Source organism: Saccharothrix syringae (assembly GCF_009498035.1).
Taxonomy (GTDB): domain Bacteria; phylum Actinomycetota; class Actinomycetes; order Mycobacteriales; family Pseudonocardiaceae; genus Actinosynnema; species Actinosynnema syringae.
The window spans coordinates 7,890,597-7,915,393 of record NZ_CP034550.1 but is presented as its reverse complement, the minus strand read 5'-3'; the positions used below and the strand labels follow the sequence as shown (position 1 = coordinate 7,915,393).

Below are 24,797 nucleotides of genomic sequence, written 5' to 3'. Positions count from 1 at the left end.
AACCTTTCGTCAGCCCCGGACCGGGGTCTTCGGCGCGGTGCCGGTGACCGCGGCCAGGATGTCCGCGGGCGTCGCGGGGTCGATCTCCAGCTCGTCGAGCCAGGACGCCTCCGCCGAGAACCGGGCGCGGAACGGGCGGCCGACCAGCTCGGGGTTGCGGGCCTGGGCCATGCGCAGCCGGAACCACCGGCCGTCCAGGTCCTCCTCCACGCCGTCGACCAGGACCTTGCCGGGCGTGGCCGACATGGACGGGCCGCGCACGGTCCGGGCCAGGCCGGGCAGCGTGCGGTAGGCCGCCTGGAAGATCTCCGCCGCGCGGGCCAGCGGCACCTTGAAGTACTCGCGGGGGCCGGTGTCGCGCTCGACGAACATGTAGTACGGCACCAGGCCGGCGGCCAGCTGGCCGCGCCACATCTCGGCCCACACCTTGGGGTCGTCGTTGACGTGCTTGATCAGCGGCGCCTGGCAGTACACGATCGCGCCGGTCGAGCGGATGCGCGAGAGCGCCAGCCGCGCCTGCGCGGTCTCCAGCTCGCGCGGGTGGCTGAAGTGCGCCATCACCGCCAGCGCCCGCCCGGACGCCACCACCTGCTCGAACAGCCGCAGCACGTCGTCGGCGTCGGTGTCGGTGGTGAACCGGTAGGGCCAGTAGGCCACCGACTTGGTGCCGATGCGGATGGTGCGCACGGTGTCCACCGACAGGATGGGCTCCAGGTGCGAGCGCAGCCGCTCGGTGCTCATGATCATCGGGTCGCCGCCGGTGACCAGCACGTCGGTCACGGCCGGGTGGTTGCGCAGGTAGCGCACGAGCTGCTCCGGGCCGGGCGCGGCGAACCGCAGGTCCGCGTCCCCGACGAACTGCGCCCAGCGGAAGCAGTAGGTGCAGTAGGCGTGGCACGTCTGCCCCTGCTGCGGGAAGTACAGCACCGTCTCGCGGTACTTGTGCTGCATGCCCGGCAGTTGCGTGCCCTCCAGGCTCGGCACGTTGAGCTGCATCTGCCCGGACGGGTGCGGGTTGAGCCCGGCGCGGATGCGGCCGACGGCCTCGCGCAGCTCCTTCTTCCGGCCGTCGCGCAGCAGCCCGGACAGCTCGCGCTCGTCGTCGTCGCTGAGCATGCCGCGCTGCGGGAACACCAGCTGGAAGATCGGGTCGTCCGGGATGCGGCCCCAGTCGACCAGGTGGGAGAGCACGTACTCGTTGACGCGGAACGGCAGCACCTGGGCGATGACCCGCACGCTGTCCAGCAGGTGCGCCGGCAGCGCGTAGCGGGCGGCGACCTCGTCCACGTGGTGGGGGCCGAACGAGCGGAAGCGGGGCGCCTCCGCGGCGGACAGCGGGGTGGACGACAGTGCGGACAGGGACATGCGCAAACACCTTCCGTTCCGGACATCCCAGGGATTGGTTTCGATTCGCAGGCCGGGAATGCGCACTCGACCGCCACCGCCGCCGGGTCGGCCGCGGTGCCCGGGAGAACGCGTCGAATGGCTGGGGAAGGTCAGCGGTGGCCCTGCTGTGCGACCCTAGTCCGGAAGAGCGCCGGCGAACCCCTAGTCGGGCCCCTGCGCCACCCCTCACCACACCCGGACCACCGGCCCGGAGGACCGGGGCCGGGGCCCCCGACGAGCCGGAACGCCGATCGGCGCCCCTCGTGACCGAGGTGGGGCCCCCGACCCCCGATAGGGGGAACGTAGGGGCGTTCCGGGGGTGTGGTCGGTTCGGTGCGCGTGATTAGGCTTCACCCGATCGTGCCGGGGCAGGCTTTTTCCCGCGACCATTCAGCCGAGCGGTCGTGAACCCGCTTCCGGGCAGACCTCAATGGGCGTGGAGCGCGCCGGTCCACCCGACCGGTGCACCCGGAGGAGAAGAACGAATGACAGCAACCCAGCAGGTGCGCACCTACCCGTTCAGCGAGGAGCCGGGGATCGACATCGATCCGCTCTACGGTGCGCTGCGGCGGGACGAGCCGGTCAGCCGGGTCCAGCTCCCCTACGGTGAACTGGCCTGGCTGGCGACCCGGTACGAGGACGTCAAGACCGTCCTGACGGACCCGCGGTTCAGCCGGGCGGCGGCGCAGGGCAAGGACCAGCCCCGCACGCGTGAGGAGATGACCTACGAGGGCATCATCGGGCTGGACCCGCCGGAGCACACCCGGCTGCGCAAGCTGGCCGGCAAGGCGCTGACCGCCCGCCGGGTCAACGAGATGCGCGAGGGCGCGGTCCGCATCGCCAACGAGTTCCTGGACGACATGGTCGCCAAGGGCTCGCCCGCCGACCTGGTCGAGCACTTCGCGCTGCCCTTCCCGATCACGGTGATCTGCGAGCTGCTGGGCGTGCCGTTCGAGGACCGCACCAAGTTCCGGGTCTGGACCGAGGGCCTGACCAGCACCGCCCAGCCGCTGATGTCGCTGGCCGAGGAGCTGTTCGGCTACATGGGCGCCCTGGTGGCGCAGCGCCGCGCGGAGCCCACCGACGACCTGCTCGGCGCGCTGGTCAAGGCCCGCGACAACGACGACGTGCTCACCGAGCAGGAGCTGCTGTCGATCGCCGGTGTCGGCCTGCTGCTGACCGGTTCGGAGACGGTGTCGACGCACATCCCGAACTTCGTCTACGCGCTGCTCAAGAGCCGCGAGCACTTCGAGCTGCTCAAGGCGCAGCCGGAGCTGATCCCGAACGCGGTGGAGGAGTTCCTGCGGCTGATCCCGCTCAACCCGGCGGCGATGTTCCCCCGCTACGCCACTGAAGACGTGCAGTTGAGCAACGTCGTGATCAAGGCGGGCGAGCCGGTGCTGGTGTCGTTGCCCGGCGCCAACCGCGACCCGGAGATCTTCCCCGAGGCGGAGAAGATCGACTTCCGGCGGGAGAACAACCCGCACGTGGCGTTCGGCCACGGCCCGCACCACTGCCTGGGCGCGCAGCTGGCCCGGATGGAGCTGCAGGTCGCGCTGGAGCTGATCGTGTCGCGGTTCCCGGACCTGGACCTGGCCGAGGGCGACGCGGGCGTGGAGTGGAAGAAGGGCCTGCTGGTGCGCGGCCCGAAGCTGCTGAAGGTGACCTGGTGAGCACCGCCGAGGCCACCTGGCGGGTCGCCGTCGACCGGCAGGCGTGCATCGGCACCGGTGTGTGTGCGGGCTCCGCGCCCGAGCAGATCGAGATCCGGGACGGCAAGGCGGCCGCCCTGCGCCCGGAGGTCGGCCCGAGCGACGCCCTGCTCGACGCCGCCGAGATGTGCCCCATGGCCGCCATCACCGTCACGGACGTGGCGACCGGGCGCGTGCTCGCACCCGAGGAGTAGTGAACCGGCCGGGGTGAGCCGGTCGGGGGCAGTCCCGACCGGCCCCCGGCACGGCGTGAGCCCCGGCCGTTCCCCGGTCGGCGCGGGCCCCGGCCGTCTTCCGCCGGGGGTGACCCCCGTCATCTCCCGTCCGGAGTGACCCCCCTGCCGTCCCGCGACCGCGCCGGTCGCGGGACGTGCCGTGTCCGAAGTTCGACCAGCGATCGACCAGCCCGACCAGTGGAGCGCGGATGAGCGAGCCCGAGAACGTCACGCCCCAGCCCGCCGACCCGAGCGCGCTGCGCGCGCGGCTGCTCGACCTGCCGGTGGCCGAGCAGGAACGCGTGCTGCTCGGCCTCGTGCACGAGCAGGTCGTCGCCGTGCTGAAGGCGGCCCTGCCCGACGCGCCCGACCGGGTGGAGCCGGGCAGGCCCTTCCGCGAGGTCGGCTTCGACTCGCTGGCGGCGGTCGAGCTGCACCGCAGGCTGACCCTGGTCACGGGGCTGGACCTGCCGGTGACGCTGGTGTTCGACCACCCCACGCCGCTGGCCGTGGCGCGGTTCGCGCGCGGCGAGCTGCTGGGCGAGCGCGCCACCAGGGCCGTCGCGGTGGCCAAGCCCGCGGGCGGCCGGTACGACGAGCCGATCGCGATCGTCGGCGTCGGCTGCCGCTACCCCGGCGGCAGCGACACCGCCGAGCGGCTGTGGGGCGTCGTGGCGGAGGGCCGTCACGTCATCTCCGACTTCCCGACCGACCGCGGCTGGGACCTGGACGCGCTGTTCGACCCGGACCCGGGCAAGCCCGGCAAGTCCTACGTCCGCAAGGGCGGCTTCCTCACCGAGGCCGCCCAGTTCGACGCGGACTTCTTCGGCATCAGCCCGCGCGAGGCGCTGGCGATGGACCCGCAGCAGCGGCTGGTGCTGGAGACCGCCTGGGAGGCGCTGGAGCACGCGGGCGTGGACCCGCTGGCGCTGCGCGGCAGCCAGACCGGTGTCTACATCGGTGTCGAGCCGCAGGAGTACGGCCCCCGGCTGCACCAGGCGCCCGAGGGGCTGGACGGCTACCTGCTGACCGGCAACGCGCCCAGCGTGGTGTCGGGCCGGCTGGCCTACTCGTTCGGGTTCGAGGGCCCCACGGTCTCGGTGGACACGGCGTGCTCGGGTTCGCTGGTGGCGCTGCACCTGGCGGTGCAGGCGCTGCGCGACGGCGAGTGCTCGATGGCGCTGGCCGGTGGTGTGGCGGTGATGGTGCACCCGGGCGCGTTCACCGCGTTCAGCACCCAGCGCGGCCTGGCGCCGGACGGCGTGTGCAAGCCGTTCGCGGCCGCCGCCGACGGCACCGGCTGGGCCGAGGGCGTCGGCGTGCTGGTGGTGGAGCGGCTCTCCGACGCGATCCGCCAGGGTCACCGGGTGCTCGGCGTGGTCAAGGGCACCGCGATCAACCAGGACGGCGCCTCCAACGGCCTGACCGCGCCCAGCGGCCCCTCGCAGCAGCGGGTGATCCGGCAGGCCCTGGCCAACGCCGGGCTGGAGCCGCACGAGGTCGACACGGTCGAGGCGCACGGCACCGGCACCCGCCTGGGCGACCCGATCGAGGCCCAGGCCATCCTCGCCACCTACGGGCAGGACCGCCCCGGGGACCGGCCGCTGTGGCTGGGCTCGATCAAGTCCAACATCGGCCACAGCCAGGCCGCCGCGGGCGTCGCGGGCGTCATCAAGCTCATGTACGCCATGCGCGACCGCGTGCTGCCGCGCACCCTGCACGTGGACGCGCCCACCCCGCACGTCAACTGGTCCTCGGGCCGGGTCGAGCTGCTGACCGAGGCCCGGCCGTGGGAGGCGTTCGACCGCCCGCGCCGCGGCGCGGTGTCGTCGTTCGGCGTGAGCGGCACCAACGCGCACGTGATCATCGAGGAGCCCGCGCCGTCGCTGGTCGGCGGTGGCGTGGACGAGGTGCCCGTGCCGGGCGCGCTGCCGCTGGTGGTGTCCGGCCGCAGCGAGGCCGCGCTGCGCGAGCAGGCCGCCCGCCTGGCGGAGTTCCTGGCCGGTGACGCCGACCTGGTCGACACCGCGCACGAGCTCGCCGGCCGCCGGGCCGCGCTGGAGCACCGCGCGGTGGTGTTCGCCGAGGACCGCGACGCGGCGCTGCGCGGCCTGGCCGCGCTGGCCGAGGGCGGCGAGGCGGCCAACCTGGTGCGCGGCGCCGCCGGTTCGGGCGAGCTGGCGTTCCTCTTCACCGGCCAGGGCAGCCAGCGACTGGCCATGGGCCGCGAGCTGTACGAGGCGTACCCGGTGTTCGCGCGGGCGCTCGACGCCGCGTGCGGCTACCTGGACCTGCAACTGCCGCACCCGCTCGGCGACGTGCTGTTCGCCGAGCCCGGTTCGGAGCTCGCCGCGCTGCTCGACCAGACCGCCTACGCGCAGAGCGCGCTGTTCGCCGTGGAGACCGCCCTGTTCCGGCTGGTGGAGTCCTGGGGCCTGCGCCCCGACCACCTGGCCGGCCACTCGCTGGGCGAGCTGACCGCCGCGCACGTCGCGGGCGTGCTGACCCTGGAGGACGCGGCCCTGCTGGTCGGCGCCCGGGGCCGGCTGATGCAGGCGCTGCCGACCGGCGGCGCGATGGTGTCCGTGCGCGCGGGCGAGGACGACGTGCTGCCGCTGCTGGCCGGCCGGGAGGCCGAGGTCGGCCTCGCGGCGGTCAACGGGCCGTCCGCCGTGGTGATCTCGGGCGTCGAGGACGCCGTGCTGGAGGTCGCCGAGGCGTTGGCGGCCAAGGGTTTCAAGACCAAGCGGCTGCGCGTGTCGCACGCGTTCCACTCGGTGCTGATGGAGCCGATGCTGGCCGAGTTCCGCCGGGTCGCCGAGGTGATGACCTACTCGCCGCCGCGGGTGCCGGTGATCTCGAACGTGACCGGCCTGCCCGCCACCACCGAGCAGCTGTGCTCCCCGGAGTACTGGGTGCGGCACGTCCGCGAGGCCGTGCGGTTCCGCGACGGCGTGCGCGAGCTGGCCGCGCGCGGCGTCACCACGTTCCTGGAGCTGGGCCCGGACGCGGTGCTGACCGCCATGGCCCAGGACTGCCTGGAGGAGGGCGACTTCGCGTTCGCCGCCCTGCTGCGCCGCGACCGCGACGAGGTGGCCGAGGTGCGCTCGGCGCTGGCCCTGGCGCACGTGCGCGGCGGGACGGCCCGGTGGACCTCGCTGCTGCCCGCCGGCAGCGGCAAGCGGGTGGACCTGCCGCCGTACGCGTTCCAGCGCAAGCGCTACTGGCTGGCCGGCGACGCCGGGCACGCCGACGCCGCCGACCTCGGCCAGCTCGCCGCCGACCACCCGCTGGTCGGCGCGGTAGTGGGCCTGGCGGGCGGTGAGGGTGTCGTGCTCACCGGCCGGGTGTCGCTGCGCACCCACCCGTGGCTGGCCGACCACACCATCTCCGGCACGGTCCTGCTGCCCGGCACCGCGTTCGTCGAACTGGCCGTGCGCGCCGGCGACCAGGTCGGCTGCGGCCTGCTGGAGGAGCTGGCGCTGGAGGCGCCGCTGGTGCTGCCCGAGCGCGGCGGCGTGGTGCTCCAGGTCGTCGTCGACGCGCCGGACGACGGGCAGCGCCGCACCGTCGCGATCTACTCCCGCCCGGAGAACGCCGCGGGTGACGCGGTGTGGACCCGGCACGCGGGCGGCGTGCTGTCCGCCGCGCCCGCACCGGCCGGCGACTCCCTGGAGGAGTGGCCGCCGGCCGGCACCACCCCCGTCGACGTCACCAACGTCTACGAGGAGCTGAACGCCCAGGGCTACGGCTACGGCCCGGTGTTCCAGGGCCTGCGCAAGGTGTGGCGGCGCGGCACCGGCCCGTCGGCCGAGGTCTACGCCGAGGTCGCGCTGCCCGAGGGCGCCGCGTCCGCCGCCGCGTCCTTCGGCCTGCACCCGGCGATCCTGGACGCCTCGCTGCACGCCATCGACGCCGCGGGCACCGCGCCCGGACCGGACGGCGAGGTGCGCATCCCGTTCGCCTGGAACGACGTGGTGCTGCACGCCTCGGGCGCGTCGGCGGTGCGGGTCCGGATCGCCCCGGCCGGCGCCGACGCGGTGTCGCTGACCATCACCGACCCGCTGGGCGCGCCCGTCGCCGCGGTCGGGTCGTTCGTCTCCCGCGCGGTGACCGCCGAGCAGCTGGAGGCCGCCCGGCGCGAGCACCACGAGTCGCTGTTCCGGCTGGAGTGGACCTCGCGGTCGGTGGCACCGGCCCGGATCGGCCGCGCCGCGGTGCTCGGCGACGCGGACCCGGCCCTGCCGGGCGTGGCCGCGTTCGCCGACCTGGACGCGTTGGGCGCGTCGCTGGCCGGTGGCGCGACCGTGCCCGACGTCGTGATCTTCTCCGTGCCCGGCGCGACCGGCGACGACGTGCCCGCTGCGGTGCGCGCGGTGCTGGGCTCGGTGCTGGCGCGGGTGCGCGCCTGGCTGGCCGACGAGCGGTTCGCCTCCTCGCGGCTGGCCGTGGTGACCCGGGGCGCGGTCGCCGCGGACCTGGCGCAGACCCCGGTGTGGGGCCTGGTGCGGGCCGCGCAGGCGGAGAACCCCGACCGGTTCACCCTGGTCGACCTGGACGGCGCGCCCGAGTCCGCGGCGCGGCTGCTGGACGCGGTGGCCACCGGGGAGCCGGAGCTGGCCGTGCGCGGCGGGCAGGTGAGCGTGCCGAGGCTGGCGCGCATCCCGGTCACCGAGGGCGCCGCGTCGCCGTGGGACGGCGCGGGCACGGTCCTGGTCACCGGTGGCACGGGCGGGCTGGGCGCGCTGGTGGCGCGGCACCTGGTGACCGCGCACGGGGTGCGCGGCCTGGTGCTGACCTCCCGCCGGGGCCTGGGCGCGCCGGGCGCGGCGGAGCTGCGCGACGAGCTGACCGGGCTGGGTGCCGCCGTCGAGGTGGTGGCCTGCGACGTGGCCGACCGCGACGCGGTGGCGGCGCTGCTGGACGGCATCGAGGACCTGACCGGTGTGGTGCACACCGCCGGTGTGGTCGCGGACGGCACGGTGGGCACGTTGACCGAGGAGCACCTGGACGCGGTGCTCAAGCCCAAGACCGATGCCGCGTGGCACCTGCACGAGCTGACGCGGGACCGCGAGCTGACCGCCTTCGTGCTGTACTCGTCGCTGGCCGCGCTGCTGGACAACCCCGGCCAGGGCAACTACGCCGCGGCCAACCTGTTCCTCAACGCGCTGGCCGAGCGCCGGCGTGCCGAGGGCCTGCCCGCGACCGCGCTGACCTGGGGCCTGTGGCTCGGGGACGGCGGCATGGGCTCGGTCCTCGACGCCGCCGCGCTCCAGCGCATCGAGCGCTCCGGCATGCCGGGCCTCACGCCCGGGGAGAACCTGGCGCTGTTCGACGGCGCCCTGACCACCGACGAGCCCGTGGTGGCCCCGGTGCGGGTCGACCTGGGCGCGCTGCGCGCCCGCGTGGACGGCGTGCCCGCGCTGCTGCGCGGCCTGGTCCCGGTCGCGGGCAGGCGCACCGCGGGCACGGCCAACGCCGCGTCCGGCGGCGCCACCCTGGCCTCGCGGCTGGCCGACCTGTCCGAGGCCGACCGCGACGCGCTGCTGCTGGACCTGGTCCGCACGCACGTGGCCGCGGTGCTGGGCCACGACAGCCCGGAGGCGATCGAGCCGAAGCGGGCGTTCAGCGAGATCGGGTTCGACTCGCTGGCCGCGGTGGAGCTGCGCAACCGGCTCAACGCCGCGACCGGCCTGCGGCTGCCCGCCACGCTGGTGTTCGACTACCCGACCCCGGCCGCGCTGGTCGGGCACGTCCGGGAGAAGGCGCTGGGCGCCGCGCCCGCCGCCGCCGCGCCCGCCCGCCGGGCCCCGGTCGCCGTGGCCGACCACGAGCCGATCGCGATCGTCGGCATGGCCTGCCGCTACCCGGGCGGGGTGACCACGCCCGAGGAGCTGTGGCGGCTGGTCGCGGAGGGCGTGGACGGCATCACGCGGTTCCCCGAGGACCGGGGTTGGGACGTGGCCGGGCTGTTCGACCCGGAGCCGGGCAAGCCGGGCAAGACCTACTCGGTCGAGGGCGGCTTCCTGCACGACGCGTTGGACTTCGACGCGGAGTTCTTCGGCATCAGCCCGCGCGAGGCGCAGGCGATGGACCCGCAGCAGCGCCTGCTGCTGGAGGTGTCGTGGGAGGCGCTGGAGCGGGCGGGCATCGACCCGACCTCGCTCAAGGGCAGCCCGACCGGCGTGTTCGCGGGCGTGATGTACCACGACTACGCGCTGCGGCTCAGCTCGATCCCCGAGGACCTGGCCGGGTACCTGGGCAACGGGTCGCTGGCGTCGGTGGCGTCGGGCCGCGTGTCCTACGTGCTCGGGCTGGAGGGCCCGGCGGTGTCGGTCGACACGGCGTGCTCGTCGTCGCTGGTGTCGATCCACCTCGCGGCGCAGGCGCTGCGCACGGGGGAGTGCTCGCTGGCCCTGGCCGGCGGCGTGACCGTCATGGCCACCCCCGACACGTTCCTGGACTTCAGCCTCCAGCGCGGCCTCGCGCTCGACGGCCGCTCGAAGTCCTTCTCCGCGAACGCCGACGGCACCGCGTGGTCGGAGGGCATCGGCATCCTGGTGCTGGAGCGGCTGTCCGACGCGCAGCGCAACGGCCACCACGTGCTCGCCGTGGTCCGCGGCTCCGCGATCAACCAGGACGGCGCGTCCAACGGCCTGACCGCGCCCAACGGCCCGTCGCAGCAGCGGGTGATCCGGCAGGCGCTGTCCATGGCCGGCCTGTCGCACACCGAGGTCGACGCGGTCGAGGCGCACGGCACCGGCACCCGCCTCGGCGACCCGATCGAGGCCCAGGCCCTGCTGGCCACCTACGGCCAGGACCGCGACGAACCGCTCTGGCTCGGCTCGATCAAGTCCAACATCGGCCACACCCAGGCCGCCGCCGGTGTCGCGGGCGTGATCAAGATGGTCATGGCCATGCGCAACGGCGTGCTGCCCAGGACGCTGCACGTCACCGAGCGCACCCCGCAGGTCGACTGGTCCGAGGGCAACGTCGAGCTGCTGACCGGCGAGGTGGTCTGGCCCGACCACGGCCGCCCCCGCCGCGCCGGCGTCTCCTCCTTCGGCATCTCGGGCACCAACGCGCACGTGATCGTCGAGCAGGGACCAGCCGCGGAGCCGGTGGCCGCCGGGGGCGAGGTGCCCGCGGTGGTGCCGTTCGCGCTGTCCGGCCGCACCGAGCGGGCCGTCCGCGACCAGGCCGGGCAGCTCGCCGCGCGGCTGGCCGCCGAACCGGACCTGCGCCCGGTGGACGTGGCGCACTCGCTGGTCACCACCCGCGCCGTGCTGGAGCACCGCGCGGTCGTGGTGGGCGACGACCGCGACCGGCTGCGGGCCGCCCTGGAGGCGCTGGCCGCCGGCGAGACCCCGGCCACTGCGGTGCTGGGCGCCGCCGGCGGGGCAGCGCGCACCGTCTTTGTGTTCCCCGGTCAGGGTTCGCAGTGGGCGGGCATGGCGGTGGAGCTGTTGGAGTCCTCGCCGGTCTTCGCCGAGCGCATGACCGAGTGCGCGGCGGCCCTTGAGTCCTACGTGGACTGGAAGCTGCTGGACGTGGTGCGCGGTGCGGAGGGCGCGCCGTCGCTGGAGCGCGTCGACGTGGTGCAGCCGGTGCTGTGGGCCGTCATGGTCTCGCTCGCCGCGCTCTGGCAGGCGCACGGCGTCCGCCCGGACGCGGTGATCGGTCACTCGCAGGGCGAGATCGCGGCGGCGGTCGTCGCCGGTGCGCTGTCGGTCCAGGACGGCGCGGCCGTGGTGGCGCTGCGCAGTCTCGCCATTGCCGAGGACCTGGCGGGCAAGGGCGGCATGATGTCGGTCCTGCTGCCCGCCGACGAGGTGCGCGGCAGGCTGGTCGACGGCGTGTCGATCGCCACGATCAACGGCACCCGCTCGGTCGTCGTCTCCGGCGACCCGGAGGGGCTCGACGCGCTGGGCGCGGAGCTGTCGGCCGAGGGCGTGCGGGTCAAGCGGATCGCGGTGGACTACGCCTCGCACTCCGCGCACGTGGAGTCGATCCGCGAGCGCCTGCTTGAGGTGCTGTCGGGCATCAGCCCGCGCACCTCGGCCGTGCCGTTCTTCTCCACCGTCACCGGCGGTGTGCTCGACACCGCGGGCCTGGACGCCGAGTACTGGTACACCAACCTGCGCGAGACCGTGGACTTCGCGGGCGCGACCCGCGCGCTGCTGGCCGGCGGGCACTCGGTGTTCGTCGAGTGCAGCCCGCACCCGGTGCTCAACATGGGCATCCAGGAGACCGCCGAGGAGGCCGGCCGCGACGCGGTGGCCATCGGGTCGCTGCGCCGCGACGACGGCGGCCCCACCCGGGTCCTGCTGTCGCTGGGCGAGGCGTGGGCGCGCGGCGTCCCGGTCGACTGGGCGGGGCTGCTGGCCCCGGCCGCGCCGCGCCGGGTCGACCTGCCCACCTACGCGTTCCAGCGCCGCCGCTTCTGGCTCGACGCCACCACCGCGGGCCCCGGCGACGTCACCGCGGCCGGTCTCGGCGCGGCCGGGCACCCGCTGCTGGGCGCGGCCCTGACCACGGCCGAGGCGGACGGCGTGCTGTTCACCGGCCGCCTCGCGCTGGACACCCACCGCTGGCTGGCCGACCACGCCGCGTCCGGCACCACCCTGCTGCCCGGCACCGCGTTCGTGGAGCTGGCGATCCGGGCCGGCGACCAGGTCGGCTGCGACCGGGTCGAGGAGCTGACCCTGGAGGCGCCGCTGGTGCTGGCCGACCGCGCGGCCGTCGTGCTCCAGGTCGCGGTCGGCGCGCCGGACGACGCCGGGCGGCGCCCGGTGAGCGTGTACTCCCGGCCCGAGGACGCCGACGTGCCGTGGACGCGGCACGCCACCGGCTTCCTCGACCGGGCGCCCCGGGCCGAGGTTTCCGGCCTGGCCGAGTGGCCGCCCGCCGGCGCCACCCCGGTCGACGTGGACGCGCTGTACGACGAGCTGGCCGCGGGCGGCTACGCCTACGGGCCGGTGTTCCGCGGCGTGCGCGCCGCGTGGCGCTCGGGCGAGGAGGTCTTCGCCGAGGTGGCGCTGCCCGAGGGCACCGACGCCGAGGGCTTCGGCCTGCACCCGGCGCTGCTGGACGCCGCGCTGCACGCCTCCGGCACCCGCGAGGGCGGCGCCGACGAGGGCCTGATCGACCTGCCGTTCGCCTGGACGGGCGTGACGCTGCACGCGGCCGGCGCGACCGCGGTCCGCGTCAAGCTGGCCCCGGCCGGCGGCGACGCGGTCTCCCTCGTGCTGGCCGACCCGACCGGTGCGCCGGTCGCCACGGTCGACGCGCTGGTCACCCGCCCCATCTCGGCCAAGGCCCTGGCCGGCGGCACCGGTCCCGACTCGCTCTACCGGGTGGACTGGGTGCCCGCCGCGGCGGGCGCCGCGACCGGCGGCGTGACCGTGCTCGATGCCGGTGGCCTGGCCTCGCTGGCCGAGGTCCCGGAGTGGGTCGTGCTGCCGGTGGGGGCGGGCGACGACGCCCGGTCCGCGGTGGACGCGGTGCTGGCCGTGGTGCGGGACTGGCTGGCCGACGAGCGGTTCGCCGCCGCCCGCCTGGTGCTCACCACCACGGGCGCGGTGCCCGCCGGCGACGCCGCGGTCGACTCGGCCGTGGCCCCGGTGTGGGGCCTGGTGCGGGCCGCGCAGGCGGAGAACCCCGACCGGTTCGTGCTGCTCGACCTCGACGACCCGGCGGCCGACGTGCGGCCCGCGCTCGGCCTCGGCGAGCCCGAGGTCGCGGTGCGCGGCGGTGCGCTGCTGGTGCCCAGGCTCGCCCGGGTGACCGCGCAGGGCGACCCGGTCACCTGGGAGGGCACCGTCCTCGTCACCGGCGGCACGGGCGGCCTGGGCGCGCTGCTGGCCCGGCACCTGGTGACCGCGCACGGGGTGCGCGACCTCGTGCTGACCTCCCGCCGGGGCCTGGGCGCGCCGGGCGCGGTCGAGCTGCGCGACGAGCTGACCGGGCTGGGCGCGTCGGTGGACGTGGTGGCCTGCGACGTGGCCGACCGCGACGCGGTCGCCGAGGTGCTGGGCGGCATCCCGCACCTCGGCGCCGTGGTCCACACCGCCGGCCTGCTCGACGACGGCCTGGTGTCCTCGCTGACCACCGACCAGGTGGACGCGGTGTGGCGGCCCAAGGCCGACGGCGCCCGGCACCTGCACGAGCTGACCCGCGACCTCAAGGCGTTCGTGGTGTTCTCCTCGGCGGCCGGCGTGGTCGACGGCACCGGCCAGGGCAACTACGCGGCGGCCAACGTCTACGTGGACGCCCTGGTCCAGGCGCGGCGCGCCGAGGGCCTGCCGGGCGTGTCGCTGGCGTGGGGCTTCTGGGACCAGCGCAGCGGCATGACCGGTCACCTGTCCGAAGTGGACATCGCGCGCATGGCGCGCTCCGGCATCGTCGGCCTGCCCAGCGCCGAGGGCCTGGCGCTGTTCGACGCCGCCCTGGCCCTGGACGAGCCGCTGCTCGTGCCGATGAAGCTCGACCTGGCCGCGCTGCGCTCGCGCGGCGACGAGCTGCCCGCGCTGTTCCGCGGCCTGGTCCGGCCCGCCCGCCGGACCGCCGGTGCCGCGGCCGCGCCCGCGGACCAGTCGGCGTTGCAGCGCAGGCTGGCCGGGCTCGCCGAGGCCGAGCGCGACCGCGTGCTGCTGGACGTGGTGCGCTCGCACGTGGCCGCGGTGCTCGGGCACGAGAGCGGCAACGAGGTCGAGCCGAAGCGCGCGTTCAGCGAACTGGGCTTCGACTCGCTGGCCGCGGTGGAGCTGCGCAACCGGCTCAACGCCGCGACCGGCCTGCGGCTGCCCGCCACGCTGGTGTTCGACTACCCGACCCCGCTCGCCCTGGTCGGCCACATCGCCACCACGCTGACCGGTTCGGCGGCGACCGTGACCACCGCGCCGGTGGCCCGGGTGGACGACGACGACCCGATCGCGATCGTCGCGATGGCCTGCCGCTTCCCCGGCGGCGCGGCGACGCCGGAGCAGCTGTGGCGGCTGGTGGCCGACGGCGTGGACGCCATCGGCGAGTTCCCGGCCGACCGCGGCTGGGACGTGGGCACGATCTACGACCCGGAGCCGGGCAAGCCGGGCAAGACCTACGCGGTGGAGGGCGGCTTCCTCTACGACGCGCTGGACTTCGACGCGGAGTTCTTCGGCATCAGCCCGCGCGAGGCCGTGGCGATGGACCCGCAGCAGCGCCTGCTGCTGGAGACCTCCTGGGAGGTCCTGGAGCGGGCGGGCATCGACCCGACCTCGCTCAAGGGCAGCCCGACCGGCGTGTTCGCGGGCGTGATGTACCACGACTACGCCAGCCGGCTGAAGGAGGTCCCGGAGGACCTGGCCGGGTACCTGAGCAACGGCAGCATCGCCAGCGTCCTGTCCGGCCGCGTGTCCTACGTGCTGGGCCTGGAGGGCCCGGCGATGTCGGTGGACACCGCGTGCTCCTCGTCGCTGGTGTCGATCCACCTGGCCGCGCAGGCGTTGCGGTCGGGCGAGTGCACGCTGGCCCTGGCGGGCGGTGTCACGGTGATGGCGCAGCCCGACACGTTCACCGACTTCAGCCTCCAGCGCGGCCTGGCGCCCGACGGCCGGTCGAAGTCGTTCTCCGCGGACGCCGACGGCGCGAGCTGGGGCGAGGGCATCGGCCTGGTGCTGCTGGAGCGGCTGTCCGACGCGCGCCGCAACGGCCACGAGGTGCTGGCGCTGGTGCGCGGCTCCGCGGTGAACCAGGACGGCGCGTCCAACGGCCTGACCGCGCCGAACGGCCCGTCACAGCAGCGGGTGATCCGCCAGGCGCTGGCCGCGGGCGGCCTCTCGCCCGCCGACGTGGACGTGGTCGAGGCGCACGGCACGGGCACCCCGCTGGGCGACCCGATCGAGGCGCAGGCCCTGCTGGCCACCTACGGCCAGGACCGCGAGACCCCGCTGCTGCTGGGCTCGATCAAGTCGAACATCGGCCACACGCAGGCCGCGGCCGGTGTCGCGGGCGTGATCAAGATGGTCATGGCGATGCGCGCCGGGCAGGTGCCCAAGACCCTGCACCTGGGCGAGCCGACCCCGCAGGTCGACTGGACCGAGGGCAGCGTGGAGCTGCTGGCCGACGCCCGCGAGTGGCCGGAGACCGGCCGCCCGCGCCGGGCCGGCGTGTCCTCGTTCGGCATCAGCGGCACCAACGCGCACGTCGTGCTGGAGCAGGCCCCTCCCGCGGAGCCCGAGGGCGTGGAACCCGGAGCCGTGGAGACCGGGGTGGAGCCCGTGGTGGTGCCGTGGCCGCTGTCCGGCCGGGGCCGCGACGCCGTGCGCGAGCAGGCGGGCCACCTCGTGGCGCACCTGGACGCGCACCCCGGCCTGCGGCCGGTGGACGTGGCGCACTCCCTGGCCACCACGCGCGCCGCGCTGGAGCACCGCGCGATCGTCATCGGGGACGCGGACCGGCTGCGGGCCGGCGCGGCGGCGCTGGCCGCCGGCGAGACCCCGGCCAACGCGGTCGAGGGCGTGGCCCTGGGCGAGTCGCGGGTGGTGTTCGTCTTCCCCGGTCAGGGCTCGCAGTGGGCGGGCATGGCGGTGGAGCTGTTGGAGTCCTCGCCGGTCTTCGCCGAGCGCATGACCGAGTGCGCGGCGGCCCTTGAGTCCTACGTGGACTGGAAGCTGCTGGACGTGGTCCGGGGTGTCGACGGTGCGCCGTCGCTGGACCGGGTCGACGTGGTGCAGCCGGTGCTGTGGGCCGTCATGGTGTCGCTGGCCGAGGTGTGGCGGGCCGCCGGCGTGCGGCCGGACGCGGTGATCGGCCACTCGCAGGGCGAGATCGCGGCGGCGGTCGTGGCGGGCGCGTTGTCCGTGCAGGACGGTGCGGCCGTGGTGGCGTTGCGCAGCCTGGCGATCGCGGAGGACCTGGCGGGCAAGGGCGGCATGATGTCGGTCCTGCTGCCCGCCGACGAGGTGCGCGGGCGGCTGGGCGAGGGCGTGTCCCTGGCCACCGTCAACGGCACCCGCTCGGTCGTGGTCTCCGGCGACCCGGGCGCGTTGGACGCGCTCGGTGCCGAGCTGGCCGCGGAGGGCGTGCGGGTCAAGCGGATCGCGGTGGACTACGCCTCGCACTCCGCGCACGTGGAGTCGATCCGCGAGCGTTTGCTGGAGGTGCTGGCTGGCATCGAGCCGCGCACCTCGGCGGTGCCGTTCTGCTCCACGGTGACCGGCGACGTCCTGGACACGGCCGGTCTCGACGCCGGGTACTGGTACACCAACCTGCGCGAGACGGTCGACTTCGCCGGTGCCACGCGCAGGCTGCTCGACACCGGTCACACGGTGTTCGTCGAGTGCAGCCCGCACCCGGTGCTGACCATGGGCATCCAGGAGACCGCCGAGGAGTCCGGGCACGACGTGGCGGCCGTGGGCTCGCTGCGCCGCGACGACGGCGACCTGGCGCGGGTGCTGCTCTCGCTGGGCGAGGCGTGGGTGCGCGGCGTGCCGGTCGACTGGACCGGCCTGCTCGCGCCCGCCGCGCCGAGGCGGGTCCCGCTGCCGACCTACGCGTTCCAGCGCCGCCGCTACTGGCTCGACGCCACCGGTCCCGCCGGCGACGTGTCCTCGGCCGGCCTGGGTTCGGCCGACCACCCGCTGCTCGGCGCGGCCATCGCCGTGGCGGGCGCGGACGAGGTGCTGCTGACCGGCCGCCTCGCCCTGGACACCCACCCGTGGCTGGCCCACCACGCGCTGTCCGGCACGCCGCTGCTGCCCGGCACCGCGTTCGTGGAGCTGGCCGTGCGCGCCGGTGACCAGGTCGGCTGCGACCGGGTGGAGGAGCTGACCCTGGAGGCGCCGCTGCTGCTGCCCGAGCGGGGCGGTGTCCGCGTGCAGCTGCGCGTGGAGGCGCCCGACGGCTCGGGCCGCCGCCCGGTCACCGTGCACTCCCGCCCGGAGGACGCGGCCGACGACGCGCCGTGGACCCGGCACGCCACCGGCTTCCTGACCGCCGGTGCGGCCGCGCCCGACTTCAGCCTGGCCGCGTGGCCGCCGGCCGGCGCGCAGCCGGTCGACCTCGCCGGCGCGTACGAGGCGCTGGCCGGGCGCGGCTACGAGTACGGCCCGGCGTTCCGGGGCCTGCGGGCGGCCTGGCGCCTGGGCGGCGACCTGTACGCCGACGTGGTCCTGCCCGAGGACCTGCGCGCGGACGCGGCCGACTACGGCCTGCACCCCGCGCTGCTCGACGCCGCGCTGCACCCGGTGCTGGTGCTGGAGCAGGAGGCCGACGGCGACCGGCCGCCGCAGCTGCCGTTCTCCTGGACCGGGGTCTCGCTGTTCGCCACCGGCGCCGCCGCGCTGCGGGTCAAGCTGACCCCGGTCGGCGCGGACGGCCTGGTGATCCGGGTCGCCGACGCGGCGGGCACGCCCGTGGCGGCGGTGGACAACCTGCTGTCCCGCGAGGTCGTGGTGACCGGCGCGGGCCTGCCCGACGCGCTGTTCCGCCTCGACTGGACCGCGCTGACCGCGGAACCGACGACCGGGCGCGTGGTCGTGCTGGGCAACGCCCTGGGCAAGTACGTGCCGAAGGTCGACGACCTGGCCTCGCTGGACGAGGTGCCGGAGTGGGTCGTGCTGCCGGTGAAGTCCTCGAAGACGCCGCGCGCGGCGGTCGACGAGGTGCTGGCGGTGGTCAAGGAGTGGCTGGCCGACGAGCGGTTCGCCGCCTCGCGCCTGGTGGTGCTCACCCGCAAGGGCGCGCCCGTCGGCGACGTGGTGGTCGACCCGGCGGTGGCCGCGGTCCACGGCCTGGTGCGCGCCGCCGCGTCGGAGAACCCCGACCGGTTCGTGCTGGTGGACACCGACTCGTGGCCGGTGTCGTGGGAGGAACTGCTGGTCGCGCTCGGCTCGGGTGAGCCGGAGGTCGCGGTGCGCGGCGAGGAGGTGTTCGCGCCGCGGCTGGAGCGGGCCGCCGCCGGCGCGGCGTTCACCTGGGACGCCGACGACACCGTGCTGGTCACCGGCGGCACCGGCGGCCTGGGCGCGCTGCTGGCCCGGCACCTGGTGGCCCGGGGCGTGCGGAGGCTGGTGCTGACCAGCCGCCGCGGCCTGGGCGCGCCGGGCGCGGTCGAGCTGCGCGACGAGCTGGTCGGGCTGGGCGCCTCGGCGGACGTGGTGGCCTGCGACGTGGCCGACCGCGACGCGGTCGAGGCGCTGCTGGCGGGCGTCGACGGCCTCACCGCCGTGGTGCACACCGCCGCCGCGCTGGACGACGGCGTGGTGTCCGGCCTGACCCCGGAGCGCGTGGACACCGCGTGGCGGCCCAAGGCCGACGGCGCGCGGCACCTGCACGAGCTGACCGGCGACCTCAAGGCGTTCGTGGTCTTCTCGTCGGCGGCCGGCGTGGTCGACGGCGGCGGTCAGGGCAACTACGCGGCGGCCAACGTCTACGTGGACGCCCTGGTGCAGGCGCGGCGGGCCGAGGGCCTGCCGGGCGTGTCGCTGGCGTGGGGCCTGTGGCAGCAGCGCAGCGGCATGACGCAGCACCTGTCGGACGTCGACATCGCCCGCATGGCGCGGTCCGGCGTCAAGGGCCTGACCAGCGAGGAAGGGCTGGCGCTGTTCGACGCCGCACTGGCCTCGGACGAACCGCTGCTGGTGCCGATGCACCTGGACGCGGCCGCGCTGCGGGCGCGGGGCGAGGTCCCGGCGCTGTTCCGCGGCCTGGTCCGGCCCCCGGCCCGCCGGGTGTCCGGCCCGGTCGACGACGCCGGCGGGTCCGGCTTGGCGCGCGAGCTGGCGGCGCTGGCCGACGGCGACCGCGACCGCGTGCTGCTGGACCTGGTGCGCTCGCACGTGGCCGCGGTGCTCGGCCACGACAGCGGCGAGCGGGTCGAGCCGAAGCGGGCGTTCCGCGACCTGGGCTTCGACTCGCTGGCCTCGGTCGAGCTGCGCAACCGGCTCAACGCGGCCACCGGCCTGCGGCTGCCCGCGACGCTGGTGTTCGACCACCCGAACCCGGTGGTGCTGGCCGCGCTGCTGAAGTCGGAGCTGCTGGGCGACGACGCGCCGGCCGTCACCGCCACGACCACCGCGGCCGTGGCGGGCGACCCGATCGCGATCGTCGCGATGAGCTGCCGCTACCCCGGCGAGGTCCGCACCCCCGAGCAGCTGTGGCGGCTGCTGGCCGAGGGCGGTGACGGGATCACCTCGTTCCCGACCGACCGCGGCTGGGACCTCGACGCCCTGTACGACCCGGAGCCGGGCAAGGTCGGCAAGACCTGCTCGCTGGAGGGCGGCTTCCTGCACGACGCCGCCGACTTCGACGCGGAGTTCTTCGGCATCAGCCCGCGCGAGGCCGTGGCGATGGACCCGCAGCAGCGCCTGCTGCTGGAGACCTCCTGGGAGGCGCTGGAGCGGGCGGGCATCGACCCGACCTCGCTGCGCGGCAGCCGCACCGGCGTGTTCGCGGGCGTGATGTACAATGACTACGCGACCCGCCTGACCTCGGTGCCCGACGAGCTGGCCGGCTACGTCGGCAACGGCAGCATGGGCAGCGTGGCGTCCGGCCGCGTGTCCTACGTGCTGGGGCTCGAAGGCCCGGCGGTGTCGGTCGACACGGCCTGCTCGTCGTCGCTGGTCGCCCTGCACCTCGCGGCGCAGGCGCTGCGCAGCGGCGAGTGCACGCTGGCCCTGGCGGGCGGCGTGAGCGTGATGGCCACCCCGGAGACCTTCCTGGACTTCAGCCTCCAGCGCGGCCTCGCGCTCGACGGCCGGTCCAAGTCGTTCTCCGCGGACGCCGACGGCACCGGCATGGCCGAGGGCGTGGGCATCCTGGTGCTGGAGCGGCTGTCCGACGCGCAGCGCCACGGGCACCCGGTGCTGGCGCTGGTCAAGGGCTCGGCGGTCAACCAGGACGGCGCGTCCAACGGCCTGACCGCGCCGAACGGGCCGTCCCAGCAGCGGGTGATCCGGCAGGCCCTGGCCAACGCGGGCCTCCGCCCGTCCGACGTGGACGCGGTCGAGGCGCACGGCACGGGCACCCGCCTGGGCGACCCGATCGAGGCGCAGGCGGTCCTGGCGACCTACGGCCAGGACCGGGACGAGCCGCTGTGGCTGGGCTCGATCAAGTCCAACATCGGTCACGCGCAGGCCGCCGCGGGTGTCGCCGGCGTGATCAAGATGGTCATGGCGATGCGCAACGGCGTGCTGCCCGCGACGCTGCACGTGGGCGAGCCGACCCCGCAGGTCGACTGGTCCGAGGGCAACGTGGAGCTGCTGACCGAGTCCCGCGAGTGGCCCGCGGCGGACCGCCCGCGCCGGGCCGGCGTGTCGTCGTTCGGCATCAGCGGCACCAACGCGCACGTCATCGTCGAGCAGGCGCCCGAGGTCGCGGCGGAACCCGCGCCCGCCGAGGCGTCGCCGCTGGTCCCGCTGGTGCTCTCGGCCCGCGCCGAGTCGGCCCTGCGGGACCGGGCGGCCGCGCTGCGCGACGTGCTCGCCGGCTCCGCCGACCTGGCCGGCGTGGTGTGGTCGGCGGCCACCACCCGGGCGGCGCTGGAGCACCGCGCGGCCGTGGTGCCCGGCGACCGGGAGGCCGTGCTGGCGGCGCTGGACGCGCTGGCCCGCGACGGCGACGGCCCCGGCGTGGTCCGGGGTCGGCAGACCACCGGCAAGCTCGCCGTGACGTTCACCGGCCAGGGCGCGCAGCGCGTCGGCATGGGCCGCGAACTGCGGGAGACCTCGCCGGTGTTCCGCGAGGCGTTCGACGAGGTCTGCGCGCTGATGGACGCCGAGCTGGGCACGTCCCTGGCCGACGTGGTCTTCGGCGGGGACCAGGAGCTGCTGGACCAGACCAGGTTCAGCCAGCCCGCCCTGTTCGCCTTCGAGGTGGCGCTGTTCCGGCTGCTGGCCTCGTGGGGCGTCCGGCCGGACTTCGTGGCCGGGCACTCCATCGGCGAGCTGGCCGCCGCGCACGTGGCCGGCGTGTTCCCCCTGGCCGACGCCTGCCGGCTGGTCGCCGCCCGCGGCCGGCTCATGCAGTCGATGCGCCCGGACGGCGCGATGGTGTCGGTGATCGCCACCGAGGACCAGGTGCGCCGGTGGCTGGCCGGCCGCGAGGACCGGGTGGACGTGGCCGCGGTCAACGGCCCGTCGTCGGTGGTCGTCTCCGGTGACGCGGCCGTGCTCGACGAGCTGGTCGCCCGCTGGCAGGCCGAGGGTCGCAAGACCAGGAGGCTGCGCGTGTCGCACGCGTTCCACTCGCCGCACACCGAGGCGGTGCTCGACGAGTTCCGCGCGGTCGCCGCGACCGTCGCGTACGCCGAGCCGACCACGCCGGTGGTGTCCAACGTGACCGGCCGGGTCGCCGAGCCGGGCGAGCTGACCGACCCCGGCTACTGGGTGCGGCACGTGCGCGGCGCGGTGCGCTTCCACGACGGCGTCCGGGAGCTGGAGGCGCGCGGCGCCACCACGTTCCTGGAGGTGGGCCCGGACGCGGTGCTGACCGCGATGGGCCGGGACTGCCTGCTGGCCCCGGCCGAGGCGCTGCTGGTGCCGGCGCTGCGCGCCGACCGCCCGGAGACCGGGTCGGTGGCCGCCGCGCTGGGCGCGCTGTTCGTCCGCGGCGCGTCCCCCGACTGGGACGCGGTGTTCGCGGGCACCGGCGCGCGTCGGGTCGACCTGCCCACCTACCCGTTCCAGCGCCGCCGCTTCTGGCTCGACGCGGTGGTCGGCTCGGGCGACGTCACGGGCCTGGGCCAGGTCGGCGCCGGGCACCCGCTGCTGGGCGCGGTGGTCGGGCTGGCCGACGGCGACGGCGCGGTGCTCACCGGCCGGCTGTCGCTGCACACCCACCCGTGGCTGACCGACCACGCCGTCTCCGGCCAGGTCATCCTGCCCGGCACGGCGTTCGTGGAGCTGGCCGTGCGCGCCGGCGACCAGGTCGGCTGCGACCTGGTGCGGGAGCTGACCCTGGAGGCGCCGCTGCCGCTGCCCGAGCGCGGCGGCGTGGTGCTCCAGGTGGTCGTGGGCAACGCCGACGACCGCGGCAGGCGCAGCCTGAGCGTGCACTCGCGGGCCGAGGCCGAGGACGCGCCGTGGACCCGGCACGCCACCGGCGTGCTCGCCGCGGGCGCGCCGCCGGCCGCGGCCGACCGGGCGGAGTGGCCGCCCGCGGACGCGGTCGAGGTGGACCTGGAGGGCCGCTACGAGTCCCTGGCCGACCAGGGCTACGGCTACGGCCCGGTGTTCCGGGGCCTGCGCGCGGCCTGGCGGCGCGGGGACGAGGTGTTCGCCGAGGTCGTGCTGCCCGAGGAGGCGGGCGCGGACGCGGGCCGGTTCGGCCTGCACCCGGCGCTGCTGGACGCGGCGCTGCACACCGTGGACCTGGTCGACGACGGCGACGGCGGGACGAGCGTGCCGTTCGCGTGGCGGGACGTGGCGCTGCACGCGACCGGCGCGTCCGTGCTGCGCGTCCGGCTGACCCGCACCGCGCCGGACACCTACGCCTTCGCGCTGGCCGACGCCGTCGGCGGGCCGGTGGCCGAGGTGGGCGCGCTGACCGTGCGGCCGCTGCCGACCGGGCGGCCCGCCGCCGCCGGGCCGCGCGACGCGCTGTTCCAGCTCGACTGGACGCCGGTGCTCGGCGCGGCGGACACCCCGGCGCGGCTGGCCGTGCTCGGGGCGGTGGCCCCGACGGCGCGGTTCGCCGGCCACCCGACCTACCCGGACCTGGCCGCGCTGACCGCCGCGCTCGGGGCGCAGGCGCCCGACGCGGTGCTGCTGCCGGTGGAGACGCCGGCCGGCGACCCGGTCGGCGCGGGCCGCGAGGTGATCGACCGGCTGCTGTCGGTGGTGCGGCACTGGACCCTGGACGAGCGGCTGGGCCGGACCAGGCTGGTGGTCGTGACCACCGGCGCGGTCGCGGTGGACGTCGACGACGCGGTGCCGGGCCTGGCGCAGTCCCCGCTGTGGGGCCTGCTGCGCTCCGCGCAGGTGGAGCACCCGGGCCTGGTGACGATCGTGGACACCGACGGCGACCCGGCGTCGGACCTGGCGCTGGCGGCGGTGCTCACCGCGGGCGAGCCGCAGCTGGCCGTGCGCGGCGGGCGGGCGTTCGTGCCGAGGCTGGTGCGGGCGGGCGCGTCGACGGGCGCGCCGGCGTTCACCGACCGGGGCACGGTCCTGGTGACCGGCGGCACGAGCGGCATCGGCGCGGCGGTGGCCCGGCACCTGGTGACCGGCCACGGCGTGCGGCGGCTGCTGCTGGCCGGCAGGCGCGGTCCGGCCGCGCCGGGCGTGGCGGAGCTGGTGGCCGAGCTGACCGCGCTCGGCGCGTCGGTGGACGTGGCAGCGTGCGACGTGGCCGACCGCCGGGCGCTGGAGCGGCTGCTCGACGGCGTCGCGCTGTCCGCCGTGGTGCACGCGGCGGGCGCGGTCGACGACGCGCTGCTGGCCAACCTGACCCGCGAGCAGGTGGACGCGGTGTGGCGGCCCAAGGCCGTGGCCGCGTGGCACCTGCACGAGCTGACCCGCGACGCCGACCTGACCGCGTTCGTGCTGTTCTCCTCGCTGGCCTCGGTCACCGGCGGCGCGGGGCAGTCGGCCTACGCCGCGGCCAACGGCTTCCTCGACGCCCTGGTCCGGCACCGCCGGGCGCTCGGGCTGCCGGGCACGTCGCTGGCCTGGGGCCTGTGGACCGGCGTGGGCAGCGCCATGACCGGTGCGCTCGACGAGCGCGACCTCAAGCGCATGGCCGCCTCCGGCGTGGTGGCGCTCGACCCGGCGGACGGGCTGGCGCTGTTCGACGCGGCGGTGGCCGCGGGCCGGGCGGACCTGGTGCCCGCGCGGCTGGACCTGGCCGCGGTGCGGTCGTCGGCGGAGGTCGTGCCGCCGGTGTTCCGGGCCCTGGTCCGCGGCGCGACCCGGCGGGCCGCGCAGGTGGGCGCGGCGGTGCCGACCGAGTCGCTGACCGACCGGCTCGCGGCGCTGCCCGCGGCCGAGCGGCGCAAGCACCTGCTGGACGTGGTGCGCGGGCTGGTGGCCGGGGTGCTCGGGCACGACGGGCCGCACGCGGTGGACCCGGACAAGGGCTTCCTGGAGCTGGGCTTCGACTCGCTGGCCGCGGTCGAGCTGCGCAACCGGCTCGGCGAGGTGGCGGACGTGCGGTTGTCGGCGACGCTGGTCTACGACCACCCGACGCCGGCCGCGGTGGCCGACCTGCTCCACGCGGAGCTGGGTGGTGAGCCGGAAGTCACACCGTCCCTGGAAATGGAACTGAACAGGCTCGAATTCTTGTTCGACTCGGCGGCGCCCGGCGAGGAGGAGCGCGCCCGGGTCGAGGCCCGGCTGCGGGCCCTGGTGGCCCGCCTGGCGGGTGCCGCGGAGGTCGCCGAGGACGCCGGCGCGTTGGAGTCGGTGACCGCCGACGAGCTGTTCGACCTGCTCGACGAGGAGTTGGAGGCGTCCGACTGACCGTTTCGGGTCCGAAACCCACGTCGCCCCGGTAAACCGAAGTTGAC

General features: G+C 76.0%; 4 protein-coding genes. 3 read left to right on the top strand and 1 reads right to left on the bottom strand.

Annotation, left to right across the window (positions count from 1 at the left end):
* Window positions 1-9: 9 nt before the first annotated feature.
* Window positions 10-1,365, bottom strand: a complete 1,356-nt coding sequence (locus tag EKG83_RS33085) for a KamA family radical SAM protein (RefSeq protein WP_153278617.1) — start codon at window positions 1,363-1,365, stop codon at window positions 10-12.
* A gap of 506 nt (window positions 1,366-1,871) precedes the next feature.
* Here EKG83_RS33085 and EKG83_RS33080 point away from each other — a divergent pair.
* From EKG83_RS33080 to EKG83_RS33070, 3 genes are all read left to right on the top strand, one after another.
* The gene (locus EKG83_RS33080) at window positions 1,872-3,059 is read left to right on the top strand and encodes a cytochrome P450 (RefSeq protein WP_033434651.1); all 1,188 of its coding nucleotides are present in this window, start codon (window positions 1,872-1,874) and stop codon (window positions 3,057-3,059) included.
* Window positions 3,056-3,292: a ferredoxin gene (locus EKG83_RS33075; protein ID WP_033434650.1), complete on the top strand. Its 237-nt coding sequence runs from the start codon at window positions 3,056-3,058 to the stop codon at window positions 3,290-3,292. Before EKG83_RS33080 ends, EKG83_RS33075 begins: the two co-directional genes overlap by 4 nt.
* A 230-nt stretch (window positions 3,293-3,522) precedes the next feature.
* A complete protein-coding gene (locus EKG83_RS33070; RefSeq protein WP_153278616.1) occupies window positions 3,523-24,750 on the top strand; it encodes a type I polyketide synthase in 21,228 nt (7,075 codons plus the stop codon).
* Window positions 24,751-24,797: the final 47 nt, after the last annotated feature.